The following is a 17,249-nucleotide window of genomic DNA, read 5'->3' as shown; positions in this document are numbered from 1 at the left end:
CGTCCCCGAGCTGGAGCCGCTCACAGCAGGAGGGTCAGGACAGGAATCCTTCGAGGACGAGAGTCGCCGCGCCGAGGCTGACCGGGTTGCGGTCGATGGGGCAGAGGCTGAGCTCGGTGCCTTCCCAGGGTTCGGCGAGTGCGTAACGGGCGGCGGTGGCGCGCACGTACGGCAGGACGGCGCTTCCCAGCCTGTCGGCGACCCAGCCGGTGAGCACGATGATCTGCGGGTTGCACAGGTTGATCAGGTCGGCGATGGCGATGCCGAGGTACTGACCGGTCCTGGCGATCACCTGTTGTGCGGCGGGGTCGCCGGCCGCGTGGGCGGTGGCCAGGGCGTTGATGGTCGCCGTCTGGTCGTCGGGGTGCAGGAGCGGGCTGTCCGGGTCGGTCTCCGCGAGGTGCTGCATGATGCCGGGTGCGCCCACGTAGGTCTCCACGCATCCGACGCATCCGCGGCGGCACTTGCGGCCGTCGATGACGAGGTTGGTGTGGCCCCATTCGCCGGCCGTGTTCGTGGCTCCGCGGTAGAGCGCCCCGTGGACGGCCAGGCCCGCGCCGACGCCGGTTCCCAGGGTGAGGACGGCGACGTCGTCGTGGCCGCGGGCGGCACCGAACCACAGTTCGGCGACGGTGCTCGCCCGCAGCGGGTTGTCGAGGAGGATCGGCATATCAGGGACCCTGTCGGTGAGCAGGGCCAGCAGTGGCACGTCGTTCCAGTTCCAGTTCGGGGCGAAGACGGAGGCCGTGCCGTCCGGCCGTACCTGGCCGGGAATGCTGACGCCGATCCCGAGAATCCTGCCGCGCTCCACCCGGGCCTGTGCGATCGCGTCGTCGACTCCGCGGACGATTCGGTCCACGACGTAGTCCGGCGGGTTGGCGTGCGGGTGCAGTTCGTACTCGGCTCTGGCCAGGACCTGCAGAGCGGGATCGAAGACCTCGACGTGGACGTAGGTCTCGGCGATGTCGACGCCGATGAGCCGGGGGCCCTCGCGGGCGGGCGCGAGAAGGTTCCGCGGGCGTCCGCCCCCCGAAGCCTGCTGTCCGATCTCGGCCAGAAGCCCCAGCTCGTGCAACTCGCTGACGATGTCGGAGGCGGTGGCCACCGACAGGCCCGTGGCCGCGGCGATGTCGCGCCTGACGACGGGCGCCGAGGCGATGAGATGCCGCATCACCGCGAAACGGTTGGTCCGGCGTATGTCCTGGTACGTCCGCTTCAACGGCGTCGTCCTGTGCTCGATGGGGCTGGGGCGTCTGATCGTAGCCACGGGGGGCGCGCCGTTGGAACTGCCGTGCACAGACTTTTTCTGGCTTGTTGACGAAGGGGTGTAGCGCGCATAACCTGCGTCTCGCTCCGCTCGCTGCAACCCCGGCAGCGGCAGGAATTCCCCCCTCCGATTGCGCGCCCCCACCCCGCGGGCTTCGCGTCGCGCTCATACCGGCCGCACTCCGCGGCCGTCCACAGCGTCATCACCCGCCGTCGCGGCCTCGTCCCCAAGGCCCGGTCCCACACCCGTTCTTCACAGCAGAGGTGCCCATGTCCCCTGAGCAGAACCCCAGCAGATCGTTCGGCCGCAGATCCTTCCTGCGCGCCTCCGGCACCGTGGCGGCGGCGGGATTCCTCGCCGCGTGCGGCGGGAACACCGGTCGCGGCGGCGGCTCCACCGGCGGTAAGGCGGCGATCAGCCAGTGGTACCACCAGTACGGCGAGGCGGGCACCCAGCAGGCGGCGCTGCGGTACGCGAAGGCGTACACCAAGGCCGACGTGTCGGTGCAGTGGATCCCCGGTGACTACGCCTCCAAGCTCTCCAGCGGCCTGGTCTCCAGCAACGGCCCCGACGTCTTCGAGTTCCACCCCGACGTCCAGATGGCCAAGTCCGGCCAGATCGTGCCGCTGGACGACATCATCGCGGACGTGAAGTCCGACTTCACGGAGAAGGACCTGGCCGCCAACTCGGTTGACGGCAAGGTCTACGGCATCCGCATGATCGACGACCCGCAGTTCCTGTACTACCGCAAGAGCCTGCTGGAGAAGGCGGGCGTCCAGCCCCCGACCACTTTCGACGAGCTGATAGAGGCATCCCGCAAGCTGGACAAGGGCGGGGTCAAGGGCCTGTACCTCGGCCTGAAGGGCGGCAGCGACATCCTGGCCAGTCCCCTGATCTGGGCCACCGGCAGTGAACTGCTGACCACCGACCACAAGGTCGCCTTCGACACCCCGGCGACCGTCGAGGGCCTGAAGAAGATGCGCGAGCTCTACACCAGCAAGACGCTGCTGCTCGGAGCCCCCACCGACTGGTGGGACCCGTCGGCGTTCATCCAGGGCCTGACGGCGATGCAGTGGTGTGGCCTGTGGGCGATGCCCGGCATCCAGAAGGCGCTGGGTGACGACTTCGGCATCATCCCCCTGCCCGGCATCGGCAGCACCGGCCGCCAGGTGGTCTACAACGGCGGCTGGTCCACCTACGTGAGCGCCAAGGCCAAGGACGTCGACGCGGCCAAGGCGTTCGTGAAGTGGCTGTGGATCGAGCAGACGAAGTTCCAGGAGGACTGGTGCACCTCCTACGGCTTCCACATCCCCCCGCGCAAGAGCCTGGCGGCGAAGGCCACCAAGCTGCAGAGCGGCACCGCCGCCGAGGCGGTGAAGCTCTTCGAGACCAAGGGGCACTACGACGACCCGTACTGGACCCAGGGCATGATCACGATTTCCCAGGACATGGTGAACAACGCCGTGGTCAGCGGAAAGAACCCCGAGTCCGAGGTGGCCAAGGCCCGCACCCGGGTCGAGGCCGAACTCAAGAAGATCACCTGAGGGGCCCTGACAGGCATGACAACCATCACCACCGGTGGCGCCCGTCCGCGCGCCACCGCGTCCCCCGGCCCCCCGGCGACGGCGAAGGCGAGACGTGACGGGCACGGGGTGCGAGGCAGCACCCGCACCTTCTGGCTCTTCGCGGGTCCCTTCCTGGCCGGTCTCCTGCTGTTCGTCTACGTGCCGGTCTGCTGGAGCTTCTACCTGAGCCTCTTCCAGGCCCAGAACACGGTCACCCCGACGAAGTTCGTCGGCCTGGACAACTACGCGGACATCCTCACCGACGGGCCGTTCACCGACAGCCTGTGGACCTTCACGCTCTTCGCGCTGATCGTCGTCCCTCTCACCTTCGTCCTGGCTCTGGCGCTCGCGCTGCTCGTCCACCGCATCCGCGTCGCCCGTGCCTTCTTCCGTTCGGTGTTCTTCATACCCACCGCGTGCTCCTACGTCGTGGCCTCGATGGTGTGGAAGCTGTCGATCTTCAACGGGGTGCGCTTCGGACTCGCCAACACCGTCCTGGGCTGGTTCGGGATCGAGCCCGTCGCCTGGATCGGCACCGTCTCCCCGCCCTGGTACTGGCTGGTGCTGGTCACCGTACGGCTCTGGCTCCAGCTGGGCTTCTACATGATCCTCTTCCTGGCCGCCCTCCAGCAGATCCCCAAGGAACTGTACGAAGCGGCCTGGACGGACGGTGCCCGACCCGGCTGGCAGACCTTCCGGCACATCACCCTGCCGCAGCTGCGCACGACCTCGGTCGCCGTGGTGCTCCTCCTGCTGATCGCGGCCTACCAGGCGTTCGACGAGTTCTACAACCTGCTGCCCAACACCCCTTACGCGCGGCCGCCGTTGGTCTACCTCTACTACACGGCCCTCGGCCAGGGGCAGGACTTCGGCCACGGCAGCGCCGGGGCGCTGGTGCTGTCGGCGCTCATCACGATGGTGACGCTGCTGCAGGGCAGGATCTTCGGCTTCGGAAAGGCGGACGGCTGATGGCCACCTCCTCCACCACCCATGTCCGCGGCCGCCCACGCACAGCGAGGGAACGGGCCGGCAGCGCCGCCCTCTACACCGTCGCCGTCGTCACGGCGCTGCTGTTCCTGATCCCGTTCTACCTGCTGATCCGCAACAGCCTGGCCACCGACGCCGACATCACCGGGACGAACTGGAAGTTCTTCCCGACCGAGCTGCACTGGGAGAACATCCCCGAGCTGTTCAACGACCCCGCGGTTCCCATGGCGCGCAGCATGTGGAACTCCCTCGTCGTCGGGGTGCTCGGCACCGCCGGGCAGCTGCTGGTCTGTTCCCTGGCCGGCTACGCCCTCGCCCGCGTCCCGTACCGGCACGCCAACAAGATCTTCTACGCGGTGCTGGCCACCCTCATGATCCCCAGCGCGGTCACCTTCGTGCCCAGCTTCGTCCTCGTGTCGTCACTGGGCTGGGTCTCCTCCCTGCAAGGCCTGATCGTGCCCGGCCTGTTCAGCGGCTTCACCGCGTTCCTCTTCCGGCAGTACTTCCTCGGCTTCCCCAAGGAACTGGAGGAGGCCGCCCGGATCGACGGTCTCGGCAGCTGGGGCACGTACTGGCGGATCGTCGTCCCCAACTCCCGTGGCTTCTTCTCGGCGATCGCGGTGATCACCTTCATCACCAACTGGAACGCCTTCCTGTGGCCGCTGGTCATCGGCCAGGACCAGTCCAGCTGGACCGTGCAGGTGGCCCTGTCGACCTTCACCACCGCACAGACCGTCAACATCCACGAGCTGTTCCTCGCGGCCACCGTGTCGATCCTGCCGCTGGTGCTCGTCTTCCTCTTCCTGCAGCGATACCTGGTCGAAGGCGTAGCGCACACCGGCATCAAGGGCTGACCGCAACGGCACCCGCCAACCGCACAGAACGCCACTCTTCGCACCGATCCATCCCGGAGTGACCCATGCCCAACCCCGACAGCCATCCGCCGCTCGCAGGGGCCATACATCTGGACCCCGACTTCACCGTCGGCGAGGTGAATCCCCGGCTGTTCGGATCCTTCGTCGAGCACCTCGGCCGCTGCGTCTACACCGGCGTCTTCGAACCGGACCACCCGAGCGCCGACGAGGACGGACTGCGCACCGACGTCCTTGCCCTGATCCGGGAACTGGGCGTCACCGTGGTCCGCTACCCCGGCGGCAACTTCGTCTCCGGCTACCGCTGGGAAGACGGAGTCGGCCCGGTGGAGCAGCGGCCCCGCCGGCTCGACGGCGCATGGCGGACCGTCGAGACGAACCGGTTCGGGCTGAACGAGTTCATGCGCTTCGCGGCCAAGGCCGACGTCGAGCCCATGCAGGCCGTCAACCTCGGCACCCGTGGCCTGCAGGAGGCACTCGACCTCCTGGAGTACACCAACCACCCCGCCGGCACGGCCTTCTCCGAGCTGCGCCGCTCGCACGGCGTGGACAAGCCGCACGGCATCCGGCTGTGGTGCCTGGGCAACGAGATGGACGGACCCTGGCAGCTCGGTCACAAGAGCGCCGACGAGTACGGCCGCCTCGCCGCCGTCACCGCCAAGGCCATGCGCGATGTCGACCCCGGTCTGGAACTGGTCGCCTGCGGAAGCTCCAACCGCTCCATGCCGACCTTCGGCGCCTGGGAGGCGACGGTTCTGGAGCACACCTACGACCTCGTCGACTTCATCTCCTGCCACGCCTACTACGAGGAGAGCGACGGCGACGTCGACAGCTTCCTGGCCTCGGCCGCCGACATGGAGGCCTTCATCGACGGGGTGGTCGCCACCGCCGACCACATCGGGGCCAAGCGCCGCTCCGGCAAGCGGATCAACCTCTCCTTCGACGAGTGGAACGTCTGGTACCAGAGCCGGCCGGTCAACAACACCGACACCCCGGACTGGAGCGTGGCCCCGCGCCAGCTAGAGGACGTCTACACCGTCACCGACGCCGTCGTGGTCGGCAGCCTGCTGATCACCCTGCTGCGCCGCTGCGACCGCGTCACCGCGGCCTGCCTCGCCCAGCTGGTGAACGTCATCGCCCCCATCATGACCGAGCCCGGCGGCCCGGCCTGGCGGCAGACCATCTTTTACCCCTTCGCCGACGCGGCCCGCCGCGGCCGCGGCCAGGTGCTCCGGCTCGCCCTGGACAGCCCCGTCCACGACACCGCCCGCTACGGCGAGGTGCCCCTGCTGCACGCGACCGCCGTCCAGCAGGAGGACGGGACGCTCACCGTCTTCGCCGTCAACCGGGACACCACGAGACCGCTCGAACTCACCGCCGACCTGCGGGCGTTCAACCTGGTGGCCGGGCCGGTGACGCACACCGCCCTGGCCGACCCCGACCGCCACGCGGCCAACACGCTCCAGCGTCAGGACCGCGTGACGCCGAAGCCGGTGACCGGCACCGTCACGGACAGCGGACGGCTCAGCGCCCTGCTGCCACCGATGTCCTGGAACACCATCACCATCCCGCTCGCCCCCTGAGCGGCCCCAGGATCCCACCGCTCGACCCGCACCCCCCGCACAATCCCCGAACCTCGACGGAGAGGTGACACCATGCCCGACACCACATCACACCGCACATCGCCCCCACGCGCCCGATGGCGGACCACCATGGCCGCGTTCCTGACCCTGCTGGGCAGCCTTGCCGCCCTGCTCGTGCCCGCCACGCAGGCACACGCGGCCACGGTGACCTTCACGACGGGCGCCGCACGAACCGACCAGAACGGCAACGCCCTGCAGTTGCACGGGCTCGGCATCGTCAAGGTCGGCGACACCTGGTACGGCTTCGGCGAGGACAAGACCGGCAAGGCGTCGGGAGACACGTCGTTCGAGGACATCACCTGCTACACCTCGACCGACCTGGCGAACTGGAGCTACCAGGGCCAGGCCCTGAGCCGGCAGAGCAGCGGGGATCTGGGACCGAGCCGGATCGTGGAGCGGCCGAAGGTCATCTACAACAAGTCGACCAGCACGTACGTGATGTACATGCACATCGACAGCACCAACTACGCCGAGGCCAGGGTCGGTGTGGCCACGAGCAGCACGCCGTGCGGCCCGTACACCTACCGGGGCAGCTTCCGGCCGATGGGCAACCTCAGCCGGGACATCGGCCTGTTCCAGGAGACCGACGGCACCGCCTACCTGATGAGCGAGGACCGCAACAACGGCCTGCGCATCTACAAGCTCTCCGCCGACTACCTCTCCGTGGACAGCGCGGTGGCGGTGCTGGGCAGCAGCGGCAGCAGCGGCAGCGTCGAGTCGCCCGCCATGGTGAAGATCGACGGGATGTACTACGTCCTCGGCTCCCGCCTGACCGGCTGGAGCCTGAACGACAACGTCTACGCCACCGCCACCTCGCTGAGCGGCCCCTGGTCGGCGTTCCGGAACTTCGCCGCCCCCGGCACCCGCACCTACGGCAGCCAGACCGCGAACATCATCACGGTCCAGGGCACTTCCGGCACCACGTACATCTACGCCGGTGACCGCTGGGACACCTCCAACCTGGGCGCCTCGAAGCTGATCTGGCTGCCGCTGACCATCCGGGGCACGACGGTGAACCTCGGTCAGTACCCGACCTGGTCCCTCGACGTGGACGCGGGCACATGGACGGCCGGCAGCGGGATCCCGTCGGAAGGGATCCACACGCTGAAGAACGTCAGCAGCTCGATGCTGATGGACGTCTCCAGCGGGTCCACCGAGACCGGCGCCAAGATCATCCAGTGGCCGTCCAACGGCGGCGCCAACCAGCAGTGGACCCTCACGCGGGTGGCGGACAACATCTTCACGCTCAAGAGCGTGAAGAGCGGGCTGTGCCTGGACGTCCCGAGCAAGTCGACCACCGCCGGCGTCCAGTTGCACCAGTGGACCTGCAACGGCGGGACGAACCAACAGTGGGCCCTCGACCTGACCGGCAGCTACACCGGCAGCAACTACATGCTGGTGGGCATCGGCAGCGGCCTGCACATCGGCGTCACGGGCTCGACCACCCAGGGAGCGGCGGTAAACCAGGAGCTCGGCGGCAGCGCGAGCGCCAACAGCGAGACCTGGACTCTCTCCTGACCGCCTGCCCCGGCGACCCCGCCATCGAGCGGGCCGCCGGGGCACTGCCCGTACACCGAAGTGATGCGGCGCCAGCTGTGACAGGTAACGGGTGGGCAGTGGGTCGCCACGGCGGTGTAGTGGCTGACGGTGGTGCGGGTCTGGTGGAAGACTCGCCAGTGGTTGCTGCTGCTTGTGGTAGGCGGGCTTGGTGGGCGGCGAGGGCGGTGATGGCGAGCACGCCGGGCAGCGCACGGAAAGCCTTGCGTCCGAGGGGCCGTACGGCCCGGAAGTTGCGCCGCCCGAGGGACGGTTTTGACCCAGGTGATGATTTGGTTGGTCACGGCCTGGGTGCCGTCGAGGACGAAACCCAGCTTGACGCCCGCTATGCCCCAGCTCTTGTTTCGCGAACTCAAGGGCCGGCTTCATGGACGGCGCCGCCGAGAGCGGGGCCCGCGTGGCCCGCCGAATCCGCAGTGGACTCGGAGAGGCACCCGCCGGCTCAGCGCGATGCCCGCGCGACATCCTCGACGTTATGGGCACCTGGGCCATGTCGGTTCCGGATCCCGAGTCGGGAAGGCACCTCCTGAGGCAGAACCCGGGGGAGGAGAGTACGTCCGTCGCGGGGGCGGACTCACGCACGCTGTTCGGCGAACCGGACCCGGCGGACAAGGACCTCCCGCGACTCGGTCCACACACCGACCAAGCGCCCGGTGAACCCGCCCGCCACTTCGGTGGAGAGATAGCGCCCGTCCAGGCGGGCGAGGACATCGGTGCCGGCTCCGTCACCGATGCCCAGCTCGATGTCGTCCGGTCCGTTCCAGGTCGGCTCCGTGGATCGGATGCGGAGGGTGACAGGGGAGTCGGGCAGCGGGCGGGAGCCGAGAACTGTCTGGATCTGTCCGATACGTGCGACGGCCGTGACTTCGCCGTCGGCGACGCGCAGCCCGTACCAATGAGCACCGTCGAGCCGTAGCGCGACGGTGAACGCACCCTTCCCCGGATCCACGAGGAAGTCGGCCTCCCAGTGGTCTCCGCCGACCCGGGTGAACAGGCCCGAGGGCTCACCGGTCTCGCTCGGTGCGTGACCCATGACCACCCCTTCCGGAACGCTGTGGACGAACCGGTCGGGACGCTCCCCTGGCGAAACCCACCTGAGATGCAGTCCGGGCGAGGAGAAGTCGTCCTCGAAGTCCCGCTGCCCGGTGGGGACGCGTAGGCTCGCCGGCTCGAACTCTGGCCAGTCCTCCACCCAGGAGACGTCGGCGAGGAAAGTCTCACGACCGTTGACGTGGAAGCGCGGACTGCGGCCTCGCGGCCGTGTGCCGAGATACACCGCAGCCCAGGCCCCGTCGGGGCGCTCGACCAGATCGGCATGACCGACGTTCTGGACGGGATGAGCCGTGCTGCGGTGGGTGAGGACCGGATTGTTCGGGGCGGCCTCGAACGGCCCTCGGGGGTCGCGTGAGCGTGCGACCGACACGACGTGGCCCCGGTCGGTGCCGCCTTCGGCGATGACCATGTACCACCAGTCGCCCCGCCGGTACAGGTGCGGCCCTTCGGAATGGGCCAGGCCGGTGCCGTGCCAGATCCATCGCGGCTGCTCGAGGGCCACGCCCCGCTCCAGGTCGACCGCGGCCTGTCTGATGCCGATCTCGGTCTCGGACCACGAGCAGTAGGTGACCAGGCACGTTCCCTCGTCGTCCCAGGCCAGGTCCGGGTCGATACCGTCGAGTTCGGTCAGGCAGACCGGCGCGGACCACGGCCCGGCCGGGTCGGTCGCGTGGTAGATCTGATGACCACCCCGAGCGTCGTCGATGTTCGTGGTGATCAGCCAGAACCGTCCCTCGTGGTGGCGCAGCGTCGGGGCGTAGATGCCGCGACTCGACGGCGACCGGCCCGCTGGGAACTGATCGTCATTCGTCAGGGCGTTGCCGACCTGACGCCAGGACACCAGGTCCCGGGAATGCCAGATCGGGACGCCGGGGCTGTACTCGAACGACGAATTGGCCAGGAAGTAGTCGTCGCCGACCCGGCATACCGATGGGTCGGGGTACATCCCGGACAGGATCGGGGTGGTTGCCGCGTCGGCGCTCCCATTGCCTTCCGGCAGCATCGAACTCATCGAGACGCTTTCCTTAGTTCGAACCCGGGCACGTCAACACCCGTTGGACATGTTCTCCACCTACCGGCTTGGAAGTGCGCGACGCGCACGCAGTCCTGGGCGTTGATCGCGGCGGAAATGCCCGTCGCGGTCTTCGGTGGGTGGGTGGGGCGGGGGTGGGGCGTCACTGAGGGTCGGCGGAGGTGCCGGCCCGGCGGACCGGGTCGTAGGCGCGCAGGAAACCGCACATGCCCAGGGTCTGCCGGGGCGGTTGGGCGATACGCGAAAGGGCCGCTTCGAACAGGTGGTTGAAGTCGCCCTTCCGTAGCGCGCTGATCTGCCGCAGTGCCTCCTGTGCGGCGGCCAGCGCACCGTCGTTGACCGTCTTCTCCCAGGCGTCCAGGCGTGGCTGGACGAGTCGCACGGCTGCCGCGCAGAACTCCTCGTACGCCGAGCGGTTGCCGCGCCGCCACTGCCGCGTCAGCTCCCCGAATCCCTCGATGGCCAGGTCCCTGCGTGCCTGGGCGCGCTCGGGGCTGGGGGTGCCTTCGGCGTCGAGGAGCGAGGCCGCGTCCGGGTAGGTCTCGGGGGAGAGGCATGCGGGCGGGAAGGTCATGACCGCGTCGCCTGCTTCGGGGAGGCCGCTGTTCTGCATGACGACGATCACGCGCAGGTCTTCGTCGTTGATGGCGCGGTGGATCGTGCCCGGGGTGAACCAGACCGTGTCTCCGGGGTGCAGCTCGGTCGTCGTGTGCCCATTGTGGTTGAGGGTTTCCAGTCGGCCGCGGCCGCTGACGACGACGTAGCACTCCGCGCAGGCGAGGTGCATGTGGGGGGAGCCGCCGTGTTCGTCGTCCGCGGCGGGCCAGGAGTACACCTCCAGCTGGCTGAGCCCCACGGCTCCGGGGAAGTCGGGCAGGGCGGTCACAGCGCGAACTCCTGCGCGATCGGTTCGAGTTCAGCGCGGTCCACCATGCGGTCGATGAACACGAAGCGGTGGCTCAGGGACAGGGACTCACCGGGTTCCAGCTTGATCTCCGTGTCGAAGGCGGGCGACGGGTTGAGGCAGGCGAAGGCGCTGCTGCGGGCGAACCACTTCAGCGGGGCGGCGGCCGTGGTGGTCCCGGCGTAGGCGAGGACCGTGGCGCCGCCGTCGATCTCGTCGTGCTCGCCGGTGATGGCGGCCCAGGCGCCCTGGGTGCCCATGACGGCGTCTCCTTCCTGGCCCCCGTCGGCGATGACGTCGGCGCCGGTCCATGCCCGGGGCCCGCGCCAGAACAGTCCGGTGTAGCCGGCGTTGGCGCGGCCGTGTGTGGTGGGGCTGCCCATCTCCAGGGGCTCGTGGTGGACGTTGGTCAGGTCGGTGGTGAAGTCCAGCGCCCAGACGCCGTCGTCGGTGTCGGCGCCGTGGAAGCGGAGGGTGCGGGTCTCGTCGATCCACACCTCGTCGCTGGAGGCGATCCAGTCCAGGCCCTGGACGACCGACACCTCGCTGCCGCTGTCGCTGACGTCCTGCCGGTCGAAGGCGCGGTGCACCTGGTGGCCGTGGTTCTCACGCCAGACGTAGCCGTGTCCGGGCGCGCCCGCTTTGAAGGTGGGCCCGCCCCAGAAGTTGTCCCCGGACAGGTGCGACCAGGTCATCTGCAGGCCCTTGTGCCAGCGGTGGTCCCAGGGCCGGTAGACGCCCACGGGTGCGCCGGAGAGGGTTTTCAGGGGGTAGACGTAGGGCTTGGGGGATTCTTCGAGCGGGGTGTTCGGCCGGTAGACGTACGTGGCGAGGTCCACGCCCGCGGCCGACACCACGAACTGGGTCCCGGCGGCGTCGTGCTCGATACGCAAGGGGGTCTCAGACACCGGTCTTCTCCTTGACGGTGTTGTCCTGGGCGGCGCCGGGGCGGCCGCTCATGGAGTGGTAGTACGGGTTGGCCGGGGTGATCATGCCCGGGGTGACGGGGCGTCCCGTCATCGCCGACTCGTACAGGGCCGCGATGAGGGCCAGGACGCGGCGGCCGTCGTCGCCACTGGCCTCCGGGCGTTCTCCGGCTCGCAGCGACCGCAGCAGCGCGCGCAACTGCGCGGCGTGCGAACTGGGTTCGTTGTCGAGCGGTGCTCCCAGCTCCCCCGCCGTGGCGTCGGCCCGGTGGGGGGCGGGGGTCCACGTCCAGCCGGAGTTGTCGTAGCCGTAGAGGTGGGACAGCTCGACCGTCGCCTCGGCGAAGTCGAAGCGCAGGTAGCTGGTCTCACGGGGAGAGAGGAGGCTGTTGACCATGGACACCATGGCGCCATTGGCGAAGCGGACCATCGCCATGGAGACGTCCTCGGTCTCCACGTCGCGGGCCAGCGTGCCCATGGCGGCGCGGACTTCGGTCCATTCCCCCATCAGGGACAGCATGAGGTCAATCTGGTGGATGCCGTGGCCCATGGTGGGGCCGCCGCCCTCGGTCTCCCACTTGCCGCGCCAGGGAACCTCGAAGTAGGCGTCGTCCCGGTACCACAGGGTGTGGCAGACGCCTACCAGGGGAGCGCCGAGGCGGCCGGTGCGGATGTTCTCCCGCAGGGCTCGGGCGGCGGATCCGAACCGGTGCTGGAAGACGTAGGAGACGTAGGGGCCGCCCTCACGCTCGTGGGCGGCGACGGCGTCGTACTCGGCGACCGAGAGGGTGGGGGGTTTCTCGCACCACACCGACGCGCCGGCGTCCAGACAGGCGGTGATGGCCTCGCCGTGGGCGATCGGGGGCGTGCAGACGATGACCAGGTCCGGGTGCTGCTCCTGGAGCATCCGGTCGAGGCTGTCGTAGGCGGCGGGAATGCCCCAGCGGGCAGCGAACGCCTCGGCGCGCCGCAGGTCGACGTCGACCACGGCAATGACGGTCGCCTCGCCGCTCTGGGCCTGGACGGCGGGCATGTGGGAGCCGTCGGCGATATTGCCGGCACCGACGATCGCCACCCGCGCGGATTGGCTGTACTCAGTCATGTGGCTCTTTCGTGGAAGCTCGGGCGGTGCCTGGGCGCGGCATTGGGGGTTCGTCAACCGCTGACGAAGTGGGTCGGTTCGACCTGCTCAGCCCAAGTCGTGCACGCGTGCCCGTGCGGTCGAGGGGAACGGCTCCGTCAGAGGGACTCGGCTCTCGCCGATACGAACAGGGCGGCAGCCCGAACGTAGTGAACGATCACCTTCGCGGTCAAGAGTGGCGCAGTGATCGTTCACATTCCGCGTGACGCCTTGTCGGAACCGCCGCGGGATTCAGTGAGGGACCGGACCGCTCGACCCTCGCGGCACGAGGTGGAACAGATCCGTCACCTCGGACTGCTGCTCGGGCTCGCCGCGCAGAAGAGCGAGCAGCGACAGCATCGACTGGCGGCCGACCTCTTCCTTGTTGATGTGCACCGTCGAGATGCTCGGCGAGAAGTACCGGGTGAACTCCTCGTCGTCCCAGCCGAAGACGCTCATCTCCTCGGGCACCCGCGTACCGCGGTCCTGGAAGCCGCGCAGTACCCCCAGGGCGACGTAGTCATTGGCGGCCAGCACGGCCGTCACGCCGGAATCGGCGGGCAGGTCTCGCGCGGCCTCGTAGCCGGAGCGCACGGACCAGTCCCCGTCGACGACGCCGTAGGACGTAAGGCCCAGTCGCTCGACCGCCTCCACGTAGACCGCCCGCCGGTTGCGGGCCGAGGCCCAGTCCTGCGAGCCTGCGACGTGGAGGAACCGGCGGTGTCCCTGGTCCGCGAGGTGACGCAGGATCTCCTCGGCGGGGCGTCCGTCGGCCAGCCGTCCCCGGGACTGGAGGTTGTCGTCGTACTCGCCCAGCACCACCACGGGCCACTGCCCGGCTCCCTGGCCGCCGGCGAGGTCCCCCAGCGGCACCAGCGACAGCACCCCGTCCGCCTGCCGGGTCTCCAGCAGGGACAGCACGCTGCGGGCGCGCCGCGACTCGCCGCCCTCCAGCCCGACGACGTCGGTCATGTACCCGGCCTCGTGCGCCGCGGCCGAGGCACCCCTCAACAGGGGGATCGGAACGAAGCCGCTCAACTCGGGCAGCACGATGGTGATCCGCTGGGACCGCTGTGTGCGCATCGACCGCGCCATGAGGTTGGGCCGGTAGTCCAGCTCGGTGACGGCCCGCTCGATCCTCGCTCGCGTCGTCGGCTTCATGCCGCTGTCGTTCTTCAGGAACCGGGACACGGTCTGGTGCGACACGCCGGCCCGCTTGGCGACCTCCCAGATGGTCGGCCGCTTCCTCTCCAGGCCGTAGGTCGCACTCGGACCGGCGGCCTTCACGGCGGGCCGACCGGCCTTCCGCGCCCGCAGAGGACGCCCCGCCCGCTCGCACAGGAACTCCAGCAGCTCCGCGCCGGACGCCTCCGCGGGCAGTCCGTAGGCGCCGGCGAAGGCCACGACCCGTGGCGCGAGGTCGTCGACGCGCACGAGGCCACGGGCGGCGGCTTCGGCGACGAACGTGCCCGTACGGGCCGCGTCGGCACGGGCTTCAAGCAGGTCGACGACGGTACGCGGCACGGTGGTGACGGGCAGCCCGTCGACGACGGTGATGTCCTCGGCGTCCATTGCGGCGCGGTGCAACACGACGGTCTCGTCACGAGTGGTACGGCGGGACGAGACCGTCAGCTCCACAGGGTCGGCGGGCCGGCCGCCCAGGCCGTGCACCACACACGCGGAGGTGTGGGAGACGACGCCCGCCCCGGGGCCGTCCATGCGGCGGTCCCGCGCCGGCGTCCTGGGATCCAGCCGCAGCCACGCGACCTTGATCCTCAGGTGCTCCGGTGGGGGAGAGGCGGGCAGGCGGTACACCCCGTGGCCGACGCTCTCCAGCGCCCCGGACCGCTCCAGGCGCAGGAGCTGGACCCCCTGCACGCCGTCCAGCTTCGCCTGCGCGGTGGTCACCAGACCCCACTGGTCGGCGGCCCTGGCGTCCAGAGCCCGCAACACCTCGGCCTGAGTCATGCAGCAATCATTACACGGGCATCCTGCGCCCTCCCCTCCCCCGCGTGGATCGCCGTTCCGGCCGGCGCGGGGGAGGGGACGGCGGGAGGGCGGCTACCTGGGCTGGAACTCCCAGACCGTGCTCGCGTCCTGCGTTCCCGTGTTCCACTTCGCCTCACCTGCGGAGTTCCCGTACAGGTAGGCCCTTCCCGTGTGGGTGTTCCTGACGCGGAGCCCGCCTGCCGCGACCCCTTCCAGGTTCCAGAGCGAGGCGTCCGCGACGGTGCCGGTGTTCCAGATGACGTCGTTGTTGCTCGCGCCGGCTTCCAGGTAGAAGCGTCCCGTCCGCACGTTCTTGATGGTCCACGATCCTGACGTGTCCCTGGCGACGATCCAGTCCTGGTCGTCATAGATGGTCCCGGACGAAACGATGACCGCGCCGTTCGCATCGGTGTCGAGGTACTTGCCCGAGGACGTGTTCCTCAGCTTGTACCGGGCGCCGCTGACGAGGTATGAGACCCGTACGCATTCCTCGGCCGCCAGGGTGATTTCGGTGTTCCCGGACACGGTGCTGTACGCCTTGGTGCCGGACTTCACCCAGTTGTCGTTCGCGTCGTACCTGCCGACCTCTACGGACCGTACGACGCCGGTGGTTCCCGGCATTGTGAACGTGGCCTGGGTCGTGGTGGTGAGGGCGAACTCGGCCGCACTGCGCCTGACGGCGAGTCCTTGCGCACCGCTCGTGGTCGCGAAGCCGATGTCCAGCCCGCCCAGGGTCTTGGTGAAGCTGGTGCTGGCGGTCGCGCCCCGGTTGAAGGTCTGCAAGGTGGTTCCGCCGCGTTCCACCGGAGTCCTGCTGGCGAGGTCTCGGTGGATCTTGTTCAGCGCACGGTTGAGCCGCGCGACCCTGTCCGAGACGGCCTTGCGGGTGACGACCTTGGTGGTGGGGTTGAAGTTGTACAGGCCGTGGTCGCTGCTGCCCGTGCTGGAGTCCGGGTCCAGGGCGGCGTACAGATTGAGGGCGGTGTTGCCGGCGAGGGCGTTGAACTTCTCGACGTCCGCCGCCGGGGATCCTCCGAAGTTCTCCGGGACCATGGGGAAGTTCTTCCCCTGGGCCCAGAGGCCGTCCCTCCCGTAGTTGTAGAGCGTGTCGAGGCCCTTGGTGTACAGGTCCCTTCCGAAGAAGTCGATGGTCGCCGTTCCCTGGCTCCTCAAGGCCTCGTTCTCGGCGACCGGCACCGTGTCCGCGCTGCCTGCGAGGTTGACCCGGGTGTACACCGAGTAGTCCGACTGCTTGATCACCTGTCCCAGCTGGGTCAGGTAGTCCAGCAGCACGTCCTTGCGGAACTTCGTCGCGTCGGTGTACCCGCCGCTGTTCCAGCGGTCGGTGCTGTAGGTGCTGTAGCTGCGGTCGATGGACGAGCCGCCTTGCTGCTTCGACACGTTCGGTTCGTTCAGCACCTGGATGCCGACGACGGTGTGAGCGGTGTCGGCGGACGCGAGGTGGGTCATGAGCCGGCCGAGTACGAACTTCTCCCTGGCGAGCAGGTTCGGGTCGGTCTTGTCCAGGAGGGGGTTGCCGTTCAGGGTCAGCCTGGTGCCGTCGGACCTCACCACGAACTGGTAGTCGTTCATCACGTAGTCCGGCATCCGGTCCGCGATGGACGAACCGGTCGATTCGTGGCTGAACCACAGGAGTTCCAGCTTGAGGCCGTACTCCTTGCACCAGGCCACGTACTTGTCGATGTCGGTCCAGTCGAACGTGTCCTTCGAGGTCTCGATCTGCGACCACCAGATCGGGATGTTCACCACGGTGAACCCGTCGTCGCGGATCATCCCGAGTACCGGCTTCAGCTGGGCGTCCGTCCAGCCGAACGTGTACTTGTGCTTCTCGTACCGGAACTGGACGCCACTGTGGTAGAAGGGCTTCCCGTCGACCATCAGGGCGATCTTGTCGTAGGTGGACCTCGATGTGTCGACGTAGGAGACCACGCCGCCGGCCGCGGCGGCCCGCGGGAGGCCGCCGACGAGGTTCAGCGCCATGCCCCCGAGGGCTGCCGCCCCGCTCGTGGCGAGGAACCTGCGGCGCGACCAAGGGCCGGTGTTCGACTTCATTGCACTACCTCCGTGTCAGGTGAACTTCTGCCGGATAGTGAACGATCACGATTGAGGGTTCGACGGTGCCCGTCAGGAACCTTCGAGGCAGAGGGGTCGGGCGCAGCGTGATCGAGCCGACAGGCGATGGCGAGGCCCTGGCGATCAGGTGGTGGCCGAAACCAACGATGGCGCACATAAGACTGGCTGAAACGCTTGTGTGTCAATGGTGTGAACGGGGGGAGTTGCTTCGCAGTCCAGAGCCGGTCGGCTCAGGTCGT

General features: G+C 68.8%; 12 protein-coding genes. 5 read left to right on the top strand and 7 right to left on the bottom strand.

The annotated features are described in order from the left end of the window. Window positions 1-34: 34 nt before the first annotated feature. Window positions 35-1,267: an ROK family transcriptional regulator gene (locus tag AQJ91_RS36885; protein WP_234383262.1), complete on the bottom strand. Its 1,233-nt coding sequence runs from the start codon at window positions 1,265-1,267 to the stop codon at window positions 35-37. A gap of 269 nt (window positions 1,268-1,536) precedes the next feature. Here AQJ91_RS36885 and AQJ91_RS36880 point away from each other — a divergent pair, with 269 nt between their 5' ends. From AQJ91_RS36880 to AQJ91_RS36860, 5 genes are all read left to right on the top strand, one after another. Beyond that, window positions 1,537-2,811 carry an ABC transporter substrate-binding protein gene (locus AQJ91_RS36880; RefSeq protein ID WP_067030608.1) on the top strand — a complete coding sequence of 425 codons (1,275 nt, stop codon included), beginning with the start codon at window positions 1,537-1,539 and terminating at the stop codon, window positions 2,809-2,811. A gap of 15 nt (window positions 2,812-2,826) precedes the next feature. Next, entirely contained in the window at window positions 2,827-3,801 is a 975-nt protein-coding gene (locus tag AQJ91_RS36875) for a carbohydrate ABC transporter permease (RefSeq protein ID WP_067030605.1), read from the top strand. Next, window positions 3,801-4,673 carry a carbohydrate ABC transporter permease gene (locus tag AQJ91_RS36870; RefSeq protein ID WP_067030602.1) on the top strand — a complete coding sequence of 291 codons (873 nt, stop codon included), beginning with the start codon at window positions 3,801-3,803 and terminating at the stop codon, window positions 4,671-4,673. Before AQJ91_RS36875 ends, AQJ91_RS36870 begins: the two co-directional genes overlap by 1 nt. Window positions 4,674-4,738: 65 nt before the next feature. Continuing rightward, a complete protein-coding gene (gene arfA / locus AQJ91_RS36865; protein ID WP_067030599.1) occupies window positions 4,739-6,274 on the top strand; it encodes an arabinosylfuranosidase ArfA in 1,536 nt (511 codons plus the stop codon). A 72-nt stretch (window positions 6,275-6,346) separates the two neighbouring features. After that, the gene (locus AQJ91_RS36860) at window positions 6,347-7,852 is read left to right on the top strand and encodes an RICIN domain-containing protein (protein ID WP_079085503.1); all 1,506 of its coding nucleotides are present in this window, start codon (window positions 6,347-6,349) and stop codon (window positions 7,850-7,852) included. Between the two features lie 613 nt (window positions 7,853-8,465). On the opposite strand, the gene AQJ91_RS36855 is transcribed toward AQJ91_RS36860, so the two are convergent. The 6 genes from AQJ91_RS36855 to AQJ91_RS36830 form a co-directional block, all read right to left on the bottom strand. After that, a complete protein-coding gene (locus tag AQJ91_RS36855; RefSeq protein ID WP_067030593.1) occupies window positions 8,466-9,956 on the bottom strand; it encodes a glycoside hydrolase family 43 protein in 1,491 nt (496 codons plus the stop codon). A 163-nt stretch (window positions 9,957-10,119) separates the two neighbouring features. Further along, the gene (locus tag AQJ91_RS36850) at window positions 10,120-10,863 is read right to left on the bottom strand and encodes a cupin domain-containing protein (protein WP_234383261.1); all 744 of its coding nucleotides are present in this window, start codon (window positions 10,861-10,863) and stop codon (window positions 10,120-10,122) included. Next, window positions 10,860-11,789: a DUF6807 domain-containing protein gene (locus AQJ91_RS36845; protein ID WP_079085502.1), complete on the bottom strand. Its 930-nt coding sequence runs from the start codon at window positions 11,787-11,789 to the stop codon at window positions 10,860-10,862. Before AQJ91_RS36845 ends, AQJ91_RS36850 begins: the two co-directional genes overlap by 4 nt. Next, entirely contained in the window at window positions 11,782-12,909 is a 1,128-nt protein-coding gene (locus AQJ91_RS36840) for a Gfo/Idh/MocA family protein (protein ID WP_067030579.1), read from the bottom strand. Before AQJ91_RS36840 ends, AQJ91_RS36845 begins: the two co-directional genes overlap by 8 nt. 270 nt (window positions 12,910-13,179) lie before the next feature. Next, window positions 13,180-14,895: a substrate-binding domain-containing protein gene (locus AQJ91_RS50795; RefSeq protein WP_079085501.1), complete on the bottom strand. Its 1,716-nt coding sequence runs from the start codon at window positions 14,893-14,895 to the stop codon at window positions 13,180-13,182. 93 nt (window positions 14,896-14,988) lie between these two features. Beyond that, on the bottom strand, window positions 14,989-16,989 hold the full coding sequence (locus tag AQJ91_RS36830) for an RICIN domain-containing protein (RefSeq protein ID WP_067030576.1): 2,001 nt from the start codon (window positions 16,987-16,989) through the stop codon (window positions 14,989-14,991). Window positions 16,990-17,249: the final 260 nt, after the last annotated feature.

Source organism: Streptomyces dysideae, assembly GCF_001514305.1.
GTDB lineage: Bacteria > Actinomycetota > Actinomycetes > Streptomycetales > Streptomycetaceae > Streptomyces > Streptomyces dysideae.
Note: the sequence above shows the minus strand (reverse complement) of the source record. Positions and strands in the feature narration are given on the sequence as shown.